At 31.3% G+C, this 17662-nt stretch carries 17 protein-coding genes, 1 tRNA gene and 1 pseudogene; 13 read left to right on the top strand and 6 right to left on the bottom strand.

Annotated elements, in window-relative coordinates:
* Positions 1–30 precede the first annotated feature (30 nt).
* A pseudogene (locus tag LW133_RS01450) lies at positions 31–382 on the bottom strand (toprim domain-containing protein); the annotation flags it as partial.
* A gap of 713 nt (positions 383–1095) precedes the next feature.
* The gene (gene hisH, locus LW133_RS01445; RefSeq protein WP_233075695.1) at positions 1096–1710 is read right to left on the bottom strand and encodes an imidazole glycerol phosphate synthase subunit HisH; all 615 of its coding nucleotides are present in this window, start codon (positions 1708–1710) and stop codon (positions 1096–1098) included.
* Between the two features lie 74 nt (positions 1711–1784).
* On the opposite strand from hisH, the gene LW133_RS01440 reads away from it, so the two are divergent.
* Genes LW133_RS01440 through LW133_RS01420 form a run of 5 tightly spaced genes read left to right on the top strand, consistent with a single transcriptional unit; the run spans position 1785 to position 6161 of the window.
* The gene (locus LW133_RS01440) at positions 1785–2693 is read left to right on the top strand and encodes a DMT family transporter (RefSeq protein ID WP_233075690.1); all 909 of its coding nucleotides are present in this window, start codon (positions 1785–1787) and stop codon (positions 2691–2693) included.
* Positions 2677–3084 carry a CoA-binding protein gene (locus LW133_RS01435; protein WP_233075689.1) on the top strand — a complete coding sequence of 136 codons (408 nt, stop codon included), beginning with the start codon at positions 2677–2679 and terminating at the stop codon, positions 3082–3084. Before LW133_RS01440 ends, LW133_RS01435 begins: the two co-directional genes overlap by 17 nt.
* Entirely contained in the window at positions 3074–4327 is a 1254-nt protein-coding gene (locus LW133_RS01430) for a hypothetical protein (protein ID WP_233075688.1), read from the top strand. The genes LW133_RS01435 and LW133_RS01430 overlap by 11 nt, the downstream gene beginning before the upstream one ends.
* A complete protein-coding gene (locus LW133_RS01425) occupies positions 4327–5028 on the top strand; it encodes a hypothetical protein (RefSeq protein ID WP_233075687.1) in 702 nt (233 codons plus the stop codon). Before LW133_RS01430 ends, LW133_RS01425 begins: the two co-directional genes overlap by 1 nt.
* Positions 5013–6161 carry a glycosyltransferase gene (locus tag LW133_RS01420; protein ID WP_233075686.1) on the top strand — a complete coding sequence of 383 codons (1149 nt, stop codon included), beginning with the start codon at positions 5013–5015 and terminating at the stop codon, positions 6159–6161. Before LW133_RS01425 ends, LW133_RS01420 begins: the two co-directional genes overlap by 16 nt.
* Here LW133_RS01420 and LW133_RS01415 read toward each other — a convergent pair.
* Together LW133_RS01415 and LW133_RS01410 are read right to left on the bottom strand one after the other, a co-directional pair.
* Complete coding sequence (locus LW133_RS01415; RefSeq protein ID WP_233075684.1) at positions 6158–7045, bottom strand: hypothetical protein; 888 nt, start codon at positions 7043–7045, stop codon at positions 6158–6160. The two genes, LW133_RS01420 and LW133_RS01415, sit on opposite strands and share 4 nt — an antisense overlap.
* 83 nt (positions 7046–7128) lie before the next feature.
* Entirely contained in the window at positions 7129–9696 is a 2568-nt protein-coding gene (locus tag LW133_RS01410; RefSeq protein ID WP_233075682.1) for an ATP-dependent Clp protease ATP-binding subunit, read from the bottom strand.
* A 218-nt stretch (positions 9697–9914) separates the two neighbouring features.
* Between LW133_RS01410 and LW133_RS01405 the strand changes: the two genes are divergently transcribed.
* From LW133_RS01405 to LW133_RS01370, 8 genes are all read left to right on the top strand, one after another.
* Positions 9915–11267 carry a S41 family peptidase gene (locus tag LW133_RS01405; RefSeq protein WP_408610448.1) on the top strand — a complete coding sequence of 451 codons (1353 nt, stop codon included), beginning with the start codon at positions 9915–9917 and terminating at the stop codon, positions 11265–11267.
* Positions 11268–11276: 9 nt separating this feature from the next.
* On the top strand, positions 11277–11993 hold the full coding sequence (purC, locus tag LW133_RS01400) for a phosphoribosylaminoimidazolesuccinocarboxamide synthase (protein WP_233075680.1): 717 nt from the start codon (positions 11277–11279) through the stop codon (positions 11991–11993).
* Positions 11993–12235 carry a phosphoribosylformylglycinamidine synthase subunit PurS gene (gene purS, locus LW133_RS01395; RefSeq protein ID WP_233036750.1) on the top strand — a complete coding sequence of 81 codons (243 nt, stop codon included), beginning with the start codon at positions 11993–11995 and terminating at the stop codon, positions 12233–12235. Before purC ends, purS begins: the two co-directional genes overlap by 1 nt.
* A 3-nt stretch (positions 12236–12238) precedes the next feature.
* The gene (gene purQ, locus LW133_RS01390; protein ID WP_233075678.1) at positions 12239–12892 is read left to right on the top strand and encodes a phosphoribosylformylglycinamidine synthase subunit PurQ; all 654 of its coding nucleotides are present in this window, start codon (positions 12239–12241) and stop codon (positions 12890–12892) included.
* 7 nt (positions 12893–12899) lie between these two features.
* The gene (locus LW133_RS01385) at positions 12900–14036 is read left to right on the top strand and encodes an SH3 domain-containing protein (RefSeq protein WP_233075676.1); all 1137 of its coding nucleotides are present in this window, start codon (positions 12900–12902) and stop codon (positions 14034–14036) included.
* 1 nt (position 14037) lies between these two features.
* Positions 14038–14733 carry a 1-acylglycerol-3-phosphate O-acyltransferase gene (locus LW133_RS01380; RefSeq protein ID WP_233075674.1) on the top strand — a complete coding sequence of 232 codons (696 nt, stop codon included), beginning with the start codon at positions 14038–14040 and terminating at the stop codon, positions 14731–14733.
* A gap of 27 nt (positions 14734–14760) precedes the next feature.
* Positions 14761–14836, top strand: a tRNA-Ala gene (locus LW133_RS01375).
* 112 nt (positions 14837–14948) lie between these two features.
* Positions 14949–15515, top strand: a complete 567-nt coding sequence (locus LW133_RS01370; protein ID WP_233075672.1) for a YceI family protein — start codon at positions 14949–14951, stop codon at positions 15513–15515.
* Positions 15516–15548: 33 nt separating this feature from the next.
* On the opposite strand, the gene LW133_RS01365 is transcribed toward LW133_RS01370, so the two are convergent.
* Together LW133_RS01365 and LW133_RS01360 are read right to left on the bottom strand one after the other, a co-directional pair.
* Positions 15549–16763, bottom strand: a complete 1215-nt coding sequence (locus tag LW133_RS01365; protein WP_233075670.1) for a GNAT family N-acetyltransferase — start codon at positions 16761–16763, stop codon at positions 15549–15551.
* Positions 16764–16907: 144 nt separating this feature from the next.
* Positions 16908–17657 carry a hypothetical protein gene (locus LW133_RS01360; protein ID WP_233075664.1) on the bottom strand — a complete coding sequence of 250 codons (750 nt, stop codon included), beginning with the start codon at positions 17655–17657 and terminating at the stop codon, positions 16908–16910.
* Positions 17658–17662 lie beyond the last annotated feature (5 nt).

Here is a 17662-nt window from a genome sequence, read left to right as displayed (position 1 = left end):
CATGTGCTTCAGCTTGATAATTCTTTGCTTCATAGCTTCTTTTAAACCTTTTTTAATTCCATTTAAAGTAATTTCATGAAATTCTGCTCGATACACTTCTTTTGCAACATTTTTAATTTTATCAAAAAACATTTTTCCAATTGCATAACCCTCACGATCTGGGTCTGTGGCAATATAAACAACTTTATTTTTGCATCGCTCAATATAATAAAAAATACTCTTTTTCTTTTTTTTCATCATAGACAAATTTAGCTTTAAAGTTTTCATCAAAACTCACTAAATTCATAAAATGTCCAATTATGGCAAAAGTTTCATAACCACTATATTTTTTTACTTTTTCTACCTTATTGGGAGATTCAATAATAATAATTGCTTCACTCATTTCTTCTCCTTTTATTATTTTTTGCTAGTATTCCATCAAGTAACTCTGTTGGTTGAGTTGGATGGGATACCTGTAAAAGCCTTAAAAGGCATAAAGCCTTAAAGATTCTTAGAATCGTGTCCGAGATACCCGAGGTTTGAGAGTTACTCACCATCTACTTTTTCCTCTTATTCTTTCTTGATTAAGTTTTTGTTTTAGAGTAATCAAAGATTTAATTTCGTATTTAATTTTTTCATTGATGACAAAAATATACAAATCTACACTAACACAGGAATATGAGTAATACCTACACCTATGAAAATCTAAAAAAATTAGTAAAATTGCGGATTTAAAAAAATATTCTTAATAACAGCAAAAATAATATCCTAAAATAAAAAAGATAAGAAAAGCAAAGAATAATGCTAAAACCCATCACCTACATATAGAACATAAAATAATATTTAAGAATACTGCATTTAGTAAGTGTAAGTATCCAACATATCATATAAAACACTCCGTCTTAGTATAATAAAGCGAAAAAATAGCCAATACAAATATATTAGCTATCAAGACAAAAATTTATCTAAACCCTTTAAGTTTAGCCTTAATACTCTACAGATATATCCAATTCTACAGCAAAAAATAAAACCCCATACGCCTACAAGAAACTCATCACTTTCAAATAATCACAACAAGGAATTAAATTAATAAAGATCTATTTTTACGCCCCTATATTAAAGATTGATAAAATTTTGCAAAAGCCTTAAGCCATGCTTATCTGATTTTTCCGGATGAGGTTGGACAGCAAAAACATTTTCTTTATTCACAATAGCGGGAAAAACATGTCCATAATCACAAATTGCAAGAAGATCTTCTTCTTTTGCCTTTGCATAATAACTATGCACAAAATACAAATAAAACTCTTCCTTTAATCCTGCAAAAAACTTTTTGTGCTCTTTATTGCATCTACAGAGATTCCAACCTGTATGCGGAATTTTTAATGGACCAAGATTTTGAGAATCAAAACGAACAACATCTCCACTAAATACACCGAGTCCCCTATGTTCACCAAATTCAAACCCTCTTTCAAAAAGTAGTTGCATGCCCACACAAATACCTAAAAAATATTTACCACTTTTAATAAACTCCAAGATTCCTAAATCCATATTTTTAGATCGCAACTTAAAAATTGCATCACCAAATGCTCCCACGCCTGGCAAAATTAACTTATCACATTTTGCCATTGATTCGCTATCTTTAATTCTCTCTACTTCCACTCCAATCGCTCCAAATGCCTGAATCACACTACCCATATTTCCTGCACCATAATCAATAATGCCAACTTTCATTTCCATCCCTTTAAAATCATTGACTATAATTATAACTTACTATCTTTTAATCTTTAAAAAAGGTATTAAACAATATGCAAAGTCTTTCATTTGGCATTTTTTATATGTTTTGTGCTTCATTTTTCTTTGCCATTATGAATGCTTTTGTTAAAGTTCTTTCAGAAGATGTTCCACCGCTTGAAAATTTATTTTTCAGATCTTTGTTTATGGTGTTTTTTATGAGTTTTATTTTTTTTGATAAAAAAAAATTTATTTTAAAAAAAGGGGGGTGGGGGAAACTTTGGACACGCGCCATTTTAGGTGCTATTGCAATGCTTGCGCTTTTTTATAACATCTCTAGTATTTCTTTAAGTATTGCAACAACTTTTATGCAAAGCACACCTCTTTATACTTTATTTTTTGCTTTTTTATTTCTCAAAGAAAAAATTAGTCTGCAAAATATTTTTGCCACTTGTATCGGCTTTATAGGTATTCTTTTTATTTGCAATCCTTTTGGGGAACCTATGGCATTTATAAATATTATTATGGGGATTATTAGCGGCGCACTCTCTGCATTAGCACTTATCACTCTCAAAACACTAAAAGAATATTTTAGTAACAATTTTATTATCTTTTTTTTCGGACTTAGCACAACACTAATTGGTGGGGTCTTGCTACTTCTACCTGATCTAGACCTTATTGATAACACTTGGCATCAACCCAAACTACAAGAATGGGTTTTGCTTTTTTCTATGGGATTAGCTGGTACATTGGGTCAACATTTTCTCACAAAGGCCTATATGAGTGCCCCTGCAGGAATTATTGCCCCCATTGATTACACAAGAATTATATGGGGGATTATTTTTGGTATCTATTTAGGAGATGCATTTCCAAACATACAAACCCTAACAGGAATTTTTCTAATTACTTTTTCAGGATTATTGATTGCTCTACCAATTTTTATTCATGACCTTAGAAGGCTTAAAAATGCAAAAAATCTTTGACACTATAAAAAATATCGCTATTATTGGTCTTAGCCCAAACCCTACAAAAGATAGCTATCAAGTTGCACTCTATCTTCAAAATCAAGGCTTAAATATTATCCCTATTTACCCCAAAGAAGATTTTATCTTGCATAAAAAAGTCTATCGTACTTACACACAAGCAATACAAGAAAACCCTATTGACTGTGTAGTAATCTTTCGAAAAAGTGAAGCTTGCTTAAACATTACCAAAGAAATCGTGCAATGCTCTCTACTTCCCAAAGTTATCTGGCTTCAATTAGAAATCATCAATCAAGATGCCAAAAAACTTGCGGAATCTAAAAATATTATTTTTATTCAAAATCAATGCATTAAAATACAGCACCAAAAGTTCTACTACAATGTTGATTAAAAATATATTATTAATCAAAAATTTTATCCTTTATATTCGTCTCTGGTTTAATCTCGCACATCAGACATCACGAAAACTCGATTTTATTGATATTTTATTTATTTTTATTGCGGGATGTTCTGTTTTACTTTTTATTTTTATGATCAATGAGCTCTCACTCAGTGAAAAGGAAGTAAAAAATTTTTTCAATAATTCTTCTTTACTCTTTGTATGTTCAAGGTGGCTTACACAATATTTCTCCCAAACCGATCTTATTGCAAAAACCCCTCTTTTAGTGTTGCATTTTTTCAATCTTATGCTTTTGTATGGAATCTGTCGCCACATACTCAAGCATAAAAGTGATTCTCTTGTAGCAATTTTTATCTATATTTTATTGCCTGGGGTAAATTTTGCTACCCTCTTTTTGATTGAAAGCAATCAAATTATTTTTACTACCCTTGCTGTTGGTTATATCATCACACGCTATAAAAAAATCCCTATTATTTTATTATTTATCCTTTCTTTATTTAGTGCCGGAACAATCATTGTTGTCCTTGGCATAGCTGTTTTTGCACTAAGAAACAAATATTACAAAACCTTTTTATTTTGCCTACTTTGTGCAGGAATTAATTATTTTATCTATGATCTTGATATTAACGGCAAGCCTCAAGGATACATTCTTGACACTCTAGGGCAAATGGCAATGCTTTATTCTCCTCTTTTATTTATTTATTATACATATTCTATTTATTGGGGAATTATTCACAAAAATAGCCCTCTAGCTTATATTGCTGGATCAAGCATTATTTTTTGCATCCTTTTATCCTTACGTCAAGATATTAATTTTTATACCCTTATCCCCCAAAGCCTTATTGGGATTCCAATTCTTATACAATGTTTTTTCAATGACCTAAGAACACATCTCCCACAATTTCGCACCAAACACTACATACTATCTAGTCTAATTATCATTTTTCTATTTTGTGAAACTTCTCTTTTTTTAGGTAATAAAATCACTTATCTTTTTTCTCAAAAACCCAATTTCGCGTCTAATTATTATTTTGCTAAAGAAATTGCACAACAACTAAAAAATATGCATATTACCGCCATCAAAACTAACTCTTCTTTAGCAATGCAACTAAAATTTTATGGCATATATAAAAGTCATACCCCAGAACTACTTCCCACAAAAACAAACAATTCCGATATTACTATCACCTATAATGGTCGTGCTATCAAAAAATATAATATCAAAAATCACTAATGCAAAAAGCCTTTGGAATTATAGAACTTGTCTTTGTAATCACTTTGCTACTTTTGTGTATTACTCTTGCTAAACCCTATCAAAACAACCAAACCCATAGGGCCTCACAATATCTTTTACAAAACATACTCTATACTAAAAATCTTGCCCTCACACAAAGCACAATCTATACTACACTATCACAAAGCAAATGGCTAAAAGATATGTTTCCTAGCATCGCACAAGAAATATTAATCACAAAACCTATGCTTTGGCAAATCCAATTTCATCTTAATGGCACATATACAAAAAATAGTTTTAGCATTTATTTTGATACCCCAAGAATCGCACAAACTACACATTATGACAATCGCCCTATGGCAGGTGATCTCATTGCAATCCAAGGAAACAATCTACGCTGCATAAGCGGGTATAACAACACAAACATTGCTGATTTTTGCAAAAATAATGCAGAAACAAGTACCCGCTTGCAAGAAAGTTATGGAGTAAATCTTGCTATCACACATCAACTTTCTTGCAAAGAAAATAAAACCGCAAGAATCTATTTTGACAATCAAGGCAAACCTTATTGTGGAAAAACTCCAACCCCACTTACAAGACCTTTTATTATCACACTTTCAAAAAATCATCATCAAAAAACTTTTTGTATCCTACCATACACAGGAGCTATCAAAAAAGGAGAAATATGCTACAAAATATAATTTTATTAAATGACTTTGATATCACACAAAGACCACGCCCTTTTCGTATGTTAGAAATGCTTAAAAATCATTACAATCTTTTTGCTATCGCTAGGGAATGTAAAGAAATTACTGGAATTAAAACCTTTGCCTACCCTCCTTTAAAAAACTCAAAAGATCGATCAAAAAAAGAACAAGATGAACTAATAAAAAAACTAAAAAATAAAGATTTTATACCTCTAATTTACACAAAAAATCGCATGAAAATCCTAGATTTTTTCAAAGAGATTCCTACTGCAAGCTTGATTATAGTCGAAGATATTACTCTACTCCCTTTTGCAATTGATTATAAAAAAAACTGCCCAAAAACAAAGATTTTAATTGATTTGCGAGAATTTTATCCTTTAGAATATGAAAACAATCCTCAATGGATGGAAAGCTTTGGAGAGTTTTTTAGCTTTATCTGCAAAAATTATTTACCCTATGTAGATTTTGCCATCACCATAAGCGAAGGTATTGCAAAAAAATATCAACAAGATTTTTATCTTGATTGTAAAATTTTCTACTCTCTACCCCCCTATCACAATCTATCTCCTACACAAATTAATAATAAAATTCAAATTATTTATCATGGATTCCTTAGCCCTGATCGCAATTCTGATTTTTTACTTGAAATTGCATCACAACTCAAAGAAGATTTTCACATTAACATCCTAGGACTAAGCAATCAAAAAGATTATTTGCAAAGCCTAAAAGATAAGGCACCAAAAAATGTTAGTTTTATTCCTCCAGTCCCCATGCAAGAGCTCATCAACTTTACTAATATTTTTGATATTGGTATCCTCACACTCTCGCCAAATACCTTTAATAACGCCAATGCAATGCCTAATAAATTTTTTGAATACATTCAAGCAAGATTAGCACTCATCTCCACACCTCTGCCATCTCTAGCCCCTCTAATAAAAAAATATAATATTGGCATGTGTGCAAAAGATTTTCAGGCAAAAAGTCTTGCAGAAACACTAAACACTCTCACAAAAAAACAAATTATGTGCTACAAAAATTCTGCACATAACGCCGCACAAACTCTAAATACCACGCAAAATCAAAAATTAATTTTAAAATGGATTAAGGAGTTAATCCAATCCTCTTAATCCCCACTCTCTTCTTCTAGAAGTTTTTTTACCAAATCTTCTACATGTTTTTTATATTTTGGCTTCAAGCTAGTTTTACCAATATTTAACTCCGAAGGTGCAGAAGTTAGTGCATGCATTTTTTCACTCGGTAGTGGCACATACTCCCTACGATAACTCTCATAATAACTACCACACACTGCACAAATTTTCACTCCTTTTTGCTTACAAAACATGCTAACCCACATATCATCATTATTTTTTAAAGGCATAGAATCCCAAAAATTTTCCTTCTTAAAAAAGCAAGGGAGTATCTTAGGGTCAAAAACTTCTAAATTCCACAAAGTCCCCGTACCATTCACGCCCTCAGGTTCACCAGTCTTTTTATCCCTTATAGCGATAAAAGTCACCATAGCAGAAGGATTTTTTTCTTTTAAATCAAGCAATCTTGCCACAAAATTTGGTGGATAGATAATATCATCATCTACACTAATAATTCTAAAATCTTTATCATCCTTCTCTCCTACTTCCTTTAAAATAGGAATAAACTTTTTAAAACTTCCAATATCCTCCACCTCAATAATCTTTAACCAAGGCTCAAAACGCTTCAAAATATCAGGAAAAGTTTTATATTCACCCCGTGCTACATACATACGCACTTCTTGCGGTCGTATTGTTTGAAAAAACAAAGAATCTAACATATAATGCACATAAAAAATACGATCTTTGTGAGTTGTAAAACTTATAATAATTTTATTATTTTCTTTTGGCATTGCAGTATAATCTGTCATCCAAATTTTACGATTCAATTTATAGAGAAAACGGCTTTCCTGTAAAATCGCCGTTTTTCTTAAAGCCTTCAAAAAATCAACAAACATCACATAATAGTATTTCAAAAATTCCATTATCTACCCCTCACTTTTTCTATTTATATCTACAAAATAGTAAGGGGGGGGGGGGGGAGTAAAAAACATTTTTTTCCTTATATTTATTGGATTGAAGGCATGATTATACCATCTTTACCATCAAATACTACCTTACTACCCTCACAAATTTTATCATCTAAAATCAACTCTGCCAAACAATCTTCAATTTTTTCATACAAAGCTCTCTTAAGTGGTCTTGCACCATAAATAGGGTCAAAACCAGCTTGTGCAATCAACTCTTTTGCTTCTTTTGTAAGACTAATTTCAATTCCCCTTTCACTCACTTTTTGCTTAATACTTTCAAACATAATATCTACAATTTCAACAATTCCCTCTAAATTCAGAGAATTGAAAATCACAATATCATCTAAACGATTTAAAAATTCTGGCTTAAAATATTGCTTCAAAATAGCTTCCACTGCCTTTTGTCTCTCTTGTTTATCTGCTATCTCTAAAATCTTATCACTACCAATATTGCTTGTCAAAATGATAATTGTATTTCTAAAATCAACTACCACACCTTTGTTATCCGTCAATCTTCCATCATCAAGTACCTGCAACAAAATATTAAACACATCAGGATGTGCTTTTTCAATCTCATCAAAAAGCACCACACTATAAGGTTTTCTTCTCACAGCTTCAGTGAGTTGTCCTCCCTCCTCATAGCCCACATATCCAGGAGGTGCCCCCACAAGCCTAGATGCAGCATGTTTTTCCATATATTCACTCATATCAATCCTAATGAGATTTTTTTGAGAATCAAATAAAAATTGTGCAAGTGTTTTAGCACTTTGTGTTTTTCCAACGCCTGTTGGACCCAAAAACATAAAACTCCCTATCGGGCGATTATTTTCACTTAATCCTGCTTTATTACGCTTAATTGCCCGAGCAATAGCTTTTAATGCTTCATCTTGACCTACCACACTTTTTCTCAACTCATCTTCAATATGTAAAATTTTTTCTTTTTCCTCTTGAAGCATCTTATTTACAGGAATCTGTGTCCATCGCGATACAATCTCAGCAATACTTTCTTCAGTGACTGCATTTTGCAAAAGTGTCCCATTTTTTTGCATCACCTCCCATCGTTCTTTTAATTCTTCTTCTCTTTGGATTTTTTGCGGAATCTTAGAATAATCGATCTCTGCTGCTTTATTGTAATCTCCATTGCGTTTTGCAAGTTCAGATTCTCTTTTTAAAGAATCAATATCATTTTTAATTTGTGCAATTTCTTTAAAAACAGCTTTTTCATTATCAAATTGCATTTGCAAGGCATTTTTCTTTTCTATATTGTCTGCAATTTCTTTTTGTATCTCTTCTAAGCGCTCAAGATTACTTTTCTTATTTTCCATGTTTAAAGCTTCTTTTTCTACCTCTAAGCGTTGCAACACTCTTTTTATATTTCGCAAGGCACTAGGTTCAGATTCTATTTGCATTTTCAACTCCGCTGCCCCCTCATCAATCAAATCTATTGCTTTATCAGGCAAAAATCTATCTGTAATATAGCGATGAGAAAGCTTTACTGCACTCACCAAAGCAGAATCTGTAATGCTTACATTATGATGTGCTTCTAATTTTTCTTTAATTCCTCTTAGTATCTGTAATGCTTCATTAATACTAGGTTCATTTAAATTTATCGGCTGGAATCTCCTTGTTAATGCTGCATCTTTTTCAAAATATTTTCTATATTCTTTTAAAGTAGTCGCACCAATAGTATGCAATTCCCCTCTTGCCAAAGCGGGTTTTAAAATATTTGCCGCATCCATTCCTCCTTCGCTTGCACCAGCGCCTACAATAGTATGTATCTCATCAATAAATAAAATAATATTTCCTGCTTTTTTTACTTCATCAACAATGTTTTTTAACCTCTCTTCAAACTCCCCTCGATATTTTGCTCCTGCCACCAAAGTACTCATATCTAGCACAATTACTCTTTTATTTTGTAAAGAAAGTGGGACTTCTTTTTTTACAATCTGTTGTGCCAATCCTTCTACAATTGCAGTTTTACCTACTCCAGGCTCACCAAGCAAAATAGGATTATTTTTAGTTTTTCTAATAAGAATTTGCATCATCCTTGTAATTTCCTCATCTCTCCCAATCACAGGATCTAGCAAATTATCCATCGCTTTTTGCGTCAAATCAATGCCAAATTTTTCTAATGCTTCAAATTTTGCATCATCATTTTCCTCTTCAATCTTCCTTCCAGCACGCAGATTCTGAAGATTTTTTTTCAATTCTAAAATATCAATTTTTTCTCCCAAAATCCCCTTAAAATCTTCTAAATTTGCAAGAATAAAAATATCAATCGCAATAAATTTATCTCCATTTTTAATCGCTAAACCCTCAGATTTTTGTAAAGCATTTTGCAAAGAAAGACTAAGACTTAAATTTTCCTTTACTATGTTTGAAGTTTTAGGCAATTTTTCTGCAAGGGTTTTTACATAAGGTTCTATTTGTCTAGCATCAATTTGCATTTTTTCTAAAACCTGATTCAAAATAGATTGTGGAGTATTGAGCAATGCCCAAGCAATATGTATCAAGTCAATTTCTTGATTTTTTTGATGCATGGCTAATGCTGCAGCAGAATCTAAAATTCCCTTGAATTGATTTGTTAATTTTTCAAAAATATTCATCACAAAACTCCTTAACTTTGATATGAAAATCATTATATAAGTTTAGTGTGATAATGTCAAGTTTTATAAATAAAATCCCATAAACTTTTAAAAAAATATTGATTACATAAAGAGTTTAGCAATTTATAAAGATATTTTTGATAGAATGTAAAATCTCAATTTTTTAAGGCAAACCACCTTATATTTTATTTTAAATATTAAAGAAATGGACTTTTAAAATGAATAAATTTTTCTTATCAGGATTTTTTGGAACTAGTTTTTTGTCTCTTGCGCTACTCATGCAAAATGTTCAAGCAACAGAACAAATCGCAGAAAAAAAATCTATGCAAAAAGATCGTATCGAAGCTTATAATAAACTTACAAAAATAATCAACACTGTTGAGAAAGCCTATTTTGATGATCTAAAAATTGATGAGATTATTGATAAGGCAATATCAGGGTTACTTACAAATTTAGATGCGCATTCTGCTTATTTAACAGAAAAAAAATTTAAAGAATTACAAATGCAGACAGAAGGAGAGTTTGGTGGTCTTGGAATCACCGTAGGAATCAAAGATGGTGCTCTTACAGTAATTGCTCCAATAGATGATACCCCCGCACAAAAAGCAGGATTAGAAAGTGGAGATATTATCTTAAAAATCAATAATGAAAGCACTCTAAATATGAGTATTGATGATGCGGTAAATCTCATGCGTGGAAAACCAAAAACCTCTATCAATCTTACAATTTATAGAAAAAATGCTCCAAAACCTATAGAATTTAAAATCACACGCGACATCATACAGGTCAAATCTGTTCATTCTCGCAAAATTGAAAATGAAAATTTTCTATATGTGCGTGTAAATTCTTTTGACAAAAATGTCACAGATTCTGTAAAAGAAGCATTAAAAAAAGCTGGAAAAATTGATGGAATGGTTCTAGATCTTCGCAATAATCCTGGAGGCCTACTCAATCAAGCAGTAGGACTATCAGAACTCTTTATCAAAGAAGGTGTGATCGTCTCTCAAAAAGGTAGAATCAAAAATGAAAATATCGAATACAAAGCTAATGGAAAAGCACCTTATGCAAATTTACCAATCGTTGTACTTATTAATGGGGGGACTGCTAGTGCTAGTGAAATTGTCTCAGGGGCATTGCAAGATTACAAACGCGCTTTAATTATAGGAGAAAACTCTTTTGGTAAAGGTAGCGTGCAAGTTGTATTACCTGTAGATAATAATTCTGCAATCAAACTTACTACTGCAAAATATTATCTACCAAGCGGCCGCACTATACAAGCTATAGGAATCACTCCTGATATTATTGTACATGCAGGAAGTGTGCCGCAAAATGAAAATAGCTTTGAAATCAAAGAAGCGGATTTAAAAAATCATTTACAAAATGAATTAATCAAACTTGAAAAGAAAGATACAAAAACCCAAAAAAAAGAAGATAAAAAAGAAGATAAAAAAGAAATCATTACTCTTGAAAATATCAATAGTGATATCCAGCTAAAAACCGCAATTGACTTACTAAAAACTTGGAATATCATCAAACCTCAAGCACAAAACACTACAATCAAATCAAAATAAGGATAAAAAATGAAAAAACAAGAAATGATTTATGAAGGCAAAGGGAAAAAAATTTTTTCTACAGAAAATGAGAGATTAATCATTGCTGAATTTAAAGATGATCTCACTGCATTTAATGCCGAAAAAAAGGGGAGTCAGAGCGGGAAAGGTGCAATTAATTGTCAAATTTCAAGCCTTATTTTTAAATTACTCCAATCTCATGGAATCCCCACACATTACGAAGAAACCTTAGATACAACACATATTTTATGCCAAAAAGTAGAAATTATTCCTATTGAAGTAGTTGTACGTAATGTAGCTACTGGATCTTTAAGTAAAAGATTAGGAATACAAGAAGGAACAATACTTCCTTTTAGTCTCGTTGAGTTTTATTATAAAGATGATTCTCTTGGCGATCCTATTATTAATGATGAACATTGTAAGATTTTAAATATCACACAAAAACAAGAGGAATTAGAATTCCTTAAATCTCAAGCAAGAAAAGTAAATGAAATTCTAAAAGATTTTTTTATACAAAAAAATTTAAAGCTTATTGACTTTAAACTAGAATTTGGAAAAACTAAAGATGGTAATATTGTTCTTGCAGATGAAATTAGCCCTGATAGTTGTAGATTCTGGGATAAAGATACAAATCAAAAACTTGATAAAGATGTCTTTAGACAAGATTTAGGAGATCTTAAGGTCGCTTATGAAGAAGTTTTAAATCGCTTAACCAAAGGACTATAATGAAAGCTCATATTTTTATCCAACTCAAAGATGGAGTATTAAATCCCGAAGCAAAAGCCATTGAAAATGCACTAAAAACTCTAGGATTTAGCTCTTTTGATTCCCTAGAAGTGAGTAAAAAAATTACTATAAATTTGACACATAATGATAAAAATAAAGCACTAGAAGATGCTAAAAAAATGTCTGAAGAACTTTTAGCAAATCTTGTAATCGAAGATTTTAATATTCAAATAGAAGAGTAAAAAATGATTGCCATACTTCAATTTTTAGGAACTAATTGTGAAAGAGATATGCAATATGCATACCAGACACTTCTTAAACAAGAAGTCGCTATAATTTGGCATAAAGAAAAGTCTCTTCCTAGTAATACAAAACTTGTAGTAATCCCTGGTGGCTTTAGTTATGGCGACTACTTACGCAGTGGTGCTATTGCGCGTTTTGCACCAATTATGCAAGATGTTATCCGTTATGCCAATCAAGGCGGACTAGTTTTAGGAATTTGTAATGGGTTTCAAATTCTTACAGAATCCAAACTTCTTCCAGGAGTTTTAAAGCGCAATATTAATCTTTCTTTTATTTCCAAGCAACAAAATTTAATTATTGCAAATACAGACAATAAATTTCTATCTGCTTATAACAAAAATCAAAAAATTACTCTACCTATTGCACATGCAGATGGAAACTATTTTGCGGATTCTAAAACCTTAGAAAGCCTTGAAGAAAATCATCAAATTTTATTGACATACGAAGACAACCCTAATGGGTCTCTAAAAAATATTGCAGGAATTTGCAATAAAGAAAAAAATGTCTTTGGTCTTATGCCCCATCCTGAAAGGGCCGTAGAAAAACTTATTGGTGGTGATCAAGGACTTGTTATGCTAAAATCTCTTTGTGATTGATTATGTGATGAAAAATTTCTTAAAGCAATTTTTATTTCTTTTTGTATTATTCTTTTTGTATGTATATGCGGAGGATGATACAACACTTGAAAAACAAGAGTTTTTAAACCTTCCATTATCGCCATCAAAAATTATCTATATTAAAAATATTACCCCCACAAAAGAACTAAATAAAACTATCTATATTGGACAGACCATAAAAGTCACCTATAATCTTTTATTGTTTTCAAATGCCAAATTAATAAGTACAGATTTTGACACAACTATCAATACTAAATCCATTAAACCTCTCAATGCAGAAAGTGAATGGGAAATTCAAGATGATGAAAACAATGAAGGTTTTCAAAGCTACCAAAAAACCTATATATATAAAATTCTAAATAAAAATGCCACAATCCCACAAATCAAAGCCATTGCAGTATCTTTTGATAAAAAATATCAAGATGTAGCCATTTCTCCTAAAATTAACCTAGATATCTACAACCTTAAAAACAACCCAAAATATTCTGGAATCATTGCTGATAACCTTAAAATTTTACGGACAAAAACAAAAGCATATGATGAAAAGAGCAATATTATGGTATTAGAGCTTGAAGGACAAAATGCAAATTTAGAAGACTTTATCTTCCCTGATACAAAAATCATCAAACAGGGTATTCAAAACATTGAAGACAATAAAGCAATTTATTTTTGTATTCTTCCAAAAACAATCTCTTCATTATCTTTTGATTTTTTCTCCCTGCCTAACAATCAATTTCAAACACTTACAATCCCGATTTTAGTTTCTTATGATAATGTTGCTGCACAAGATGACATCAAACCAAAAAATATTTTTCTACTCTACTCTACACTTTTTTTAATTGCAGGCATTTTAATTTTATTAATAGTTTATATTTTTCTATGGCGCAACAAATGGTTATTACTACCCATTTTTTTACTAAGCATCTATCTTGCATGGCATCTTTTTTATCGCAATGATATTATCTTACAACCCAATCAAACTATCAAAATACTTCCCACTCAAAATTCTACAACACTTTTTGTTGTAGAAAAACCCATTGAAGCAGAGATCATTGGATCGCATCAAAATTTTTATAAAATAATCACAAAAGATGGTCGTATAGGCTGGATTAAAAAGAGGTAAAATGAAAAAACTTAAAGCAATTTATGCAACACTACTTATGGCATTAGGCCTAGCAATTATTATGTTCTTTATTTTTCTCACCAGAAATAAAGATAATGCCCTTAAAGCTCGTCGTGCCTGCAAAATTTGGTTTCCCCTTTGTGGCTTTAAACTACAAAAAATAGGTGATTTTGACACTAGTGCAACACTAATTGTTATGAATCATCAAAGTTTAACAGATATTATGTGTCTAGAAGCCTACCATCCACAAAACATCTGCTGGGTTGCAAAAAAACAGCTTGGAGATGTTCCATTTTATGGCTATGCACTAAGAGGACCAGAAATGATTTTAATTGATCGTGAAGATAAAAAAGGATTAGCTTTTTTACTAAAAAGTGTCAAAGAAAAAATACAACAAAAAAGACCCATTGTAATTTTTCCAGAAGGTACAAGAAGTAGAGGGAATGAAGATTTCCTTCCTTTCAAATTAGGGGCAAAAATCCTAGCAGAAAAATTCCAGCTCAAAATTCAACCCATTGTGCTTGTCAATACAAGGAAACTCTATAATACTTCCCCTTTTGAAACAAAAAGCAACACTGCCAGAATGATTTGCCTAGAATCTTTTATGCCTGACATCAACAATCCATATTGGTATGAAGAATTACAAAACACAATGCATGAAGTTTATCTCAAGAATTATCAAGAGTTAAATTCATAATTTTTTGCTATAATACCTCATCTTCTAGGGGTATTAGCTCAGTTGGGAGAGCACAACGCTGGCAGCGTTGGGGTCAGCGGTTCGAACCCGCTATACTCCACCATTATTTATTCCTTCAAATACTTTAAAGTTTTACTTTTTTTTAAAAAAAATAATTGTTTGTTTAAAAAGATAAACTAGAATATTTACATCTTAATAAAATTTAAAGGAATAAAATGAGAAAGAAAATTCTATCAAACATTTTAGCGCTTAGTCTATTATCAAGCTTATCTTTTGCTGCTACACTTGATATAGATCAAGCAAAAACAAAATGGACTGCATATAAAACAAGTGAAAAAGTTGCTGTTAGTGGAACTTTTAATGATATCAAATATAAATTTGGTAAAAAGCAAAACAGTATCGCAGAAATCCTAGAAGGTGCTACTGCAACTATCAATCCACTTAGCGTGAATCTTAACGATGAAGTAAAAAATACAAATGTTCGAGAGTCTTTTTTTGCTAAATTTGCAAAAAGCGATATGATCAAAGTAACTTTTAGAAATGTTATTGAAGGCAAAGATCAAGGAAGTATTCTTGCAAGCGTTAATATGAATGGGAAAACTGTAAAAGTTCCTATGCAATACAGCATTAAAGATGGCGTACTTGAAGCAAAAGGCATTCTAGATATTTTAGAATTTGGTGCAAAAGAAGCATTCAAATCTCTTGCTACAACATGTCATGACTTACATAGTGGTCTTACTTGGTCTCAAGTAGAAATCAGTTTTTCAGCTCCTGTTAAATAAATCCTTTGATGCCATTCTTTTACAAGGATGGCATCAAAAATAATCACTAAAATACGCCTTTCCTTCTGGTAAGATATCCTCAAGTAAATCAATCGTATTTTCACATGCTTCTAATCGCCCTATTTGCTTCAAATATAAAGGTCTTTTATACCCTAAAAACATAGTAGTAAGTGTCTGTATATCTAATTTTACACAATTCCTACTTTTTTTACCCCCAAAACTTACCTTATCCTTATCAAATCGCAAAGTAAAAGTTTGATTATTCCACTCAAGCAATGGATCACTCACTTCAAAAGAAAGACTGGCTTGACCAACAATTTTATCAAAATTAAAATCCTTAAAAAACATTTCTACATCTACAATTCTTGCCATAATATAGGGTGTAATCGTTTCTTTTACTGCTGCATCTTCTAATAAAAATGCCAATGTTTCATTATTATAATTTGCTCCTTTAAGATCAGTGAACATTGATTTATGTGCCTTGATATAATTCCATAATCCCATTCTTGCTTCTGTATCAAGATAAATCATTTCTTTGATACTAAAAACATCATTTTCAATCAAATATACTACATAACCTGTTGGACGATCATTAGTATCATAATAAATTGCCACAATCTCATCATCTAAATCCCAACGCCAATACTCTCCCCATGCCAATTCATCTCTTAATAAACATCCATGAGTTTTTATGGCAAATTGATTGTGCAAATCCAGTAAATCTTTGTGATTATGATCGACACGCCGAATTCTCCCATCTGTGGCAACAGTATTTGGCAATTGATTCTCTTTTAAAATAAAAGTCATTTTATCAGAAATAATTTCCCAACCTCGCGAACGATAATATGGAATAGAATAAGGATATAAACAAGAAATGCTTTGTTTTTTTTCTCTCATCTTATGTAAAGCAATCTTAATAAGATTCTTCATTAATCCTAAAGAAGAATATTCTGGATATGTAGCTACACCTGTAATTCCACACATTTGGTAAAACTTCCCATAAATATTCATTTGCATAGGATATAAAACAATCTGTGAAACAAGATTTTTATCTTCAAAATATCCCAAAACTTCAGCTTTTTTTAGAATCGGGGTTTTTGATTGCTTGATTTCCTCACTATTCCACCCTACTTTTAATAAATCATTATTTGTTACCTGAAATGCATAACGCAAAAGCTTATTAAATTGTTCTAGATCTTGCAAACCCAATACTCTTAATTCCAAAGAATCGATAATATTACTTTTCATTTACACCTATTTTTTTTTGAAATTATAAAATAAAATTATCAAGTTTATTTATCTTGCATTATGGCACAAACAACAAATAATTAAAAATAAAAGAAAGAAAAAGAAGGAGAGAGATTCCCCTCTCTCTGCCAGAAAAGAAAAAAATTAATAACCAAACACTAAAGCACTATAAAATGTTTCTGATAAAGGAGTTTGACCTATTATACCACTTTGATGCTGCCAACCAAGTCTTAAAGAAAATCCTGGCCAACCAAATTCCGCAAAAGTTCTAAAAGTATGATGCTTTGAAAAACTTATATCTCCACCGATACCTAAGCCAACTGCAAAACTTGCAAAATTAAAATAATATTTTACAACTGCTTCTATAGGAATATAAATATTTCTTTCAATAGCAGTAATAATTGGTTGTGTACCATAAATATCCATAGCTAAAAGTTCAAGCCCACCTATTCCTATACCTGCATTTCCACCAAGAAGTAAATTATCTAATATACGATAGTAAGCACCAAATTGAGTAGACAAACCAAAATTAATAAAAGCTGCTGTAAGATCATCATCATTATAAGTAGATACCGCAGAAGAAAACATCACTCTCCAACTAAAAAGAACATCTTTTCTTTTACAATTTTCTGTTCTTAAATATCCTGGTACATCACATTTCATAGATTGATTTGTTTGAGCCATTGCCCCATCTCTTACACCTTCTTCAAAACCTTTTGCGTAACCATCATTATATTCTTTAGAATCAGTATCTTTTTTTAACTTTGCTGCACCGCTCTTACTTAACGCATTTTGACCATCTCTATAACCATCTATATAGCCATCTTGTCTAGTGAAATCTACAGCTCCCAAAAATAACAAAGAGAGCATAAAAACAATAAAACTCTTTCTCATGAAAT

This window comes from Helicobacter anatolicus, assembly GCF_021300615.1.
GTDB lineage: Bacteria > Campylobacterota > Campylobacteria > Campylobacterales > Helicobacteraceae > Helicobacter_H > Helicobacter_H anatolicus.
This window is presented reverse-complemented; position numbering and strand designations above follow the sequence as displayed.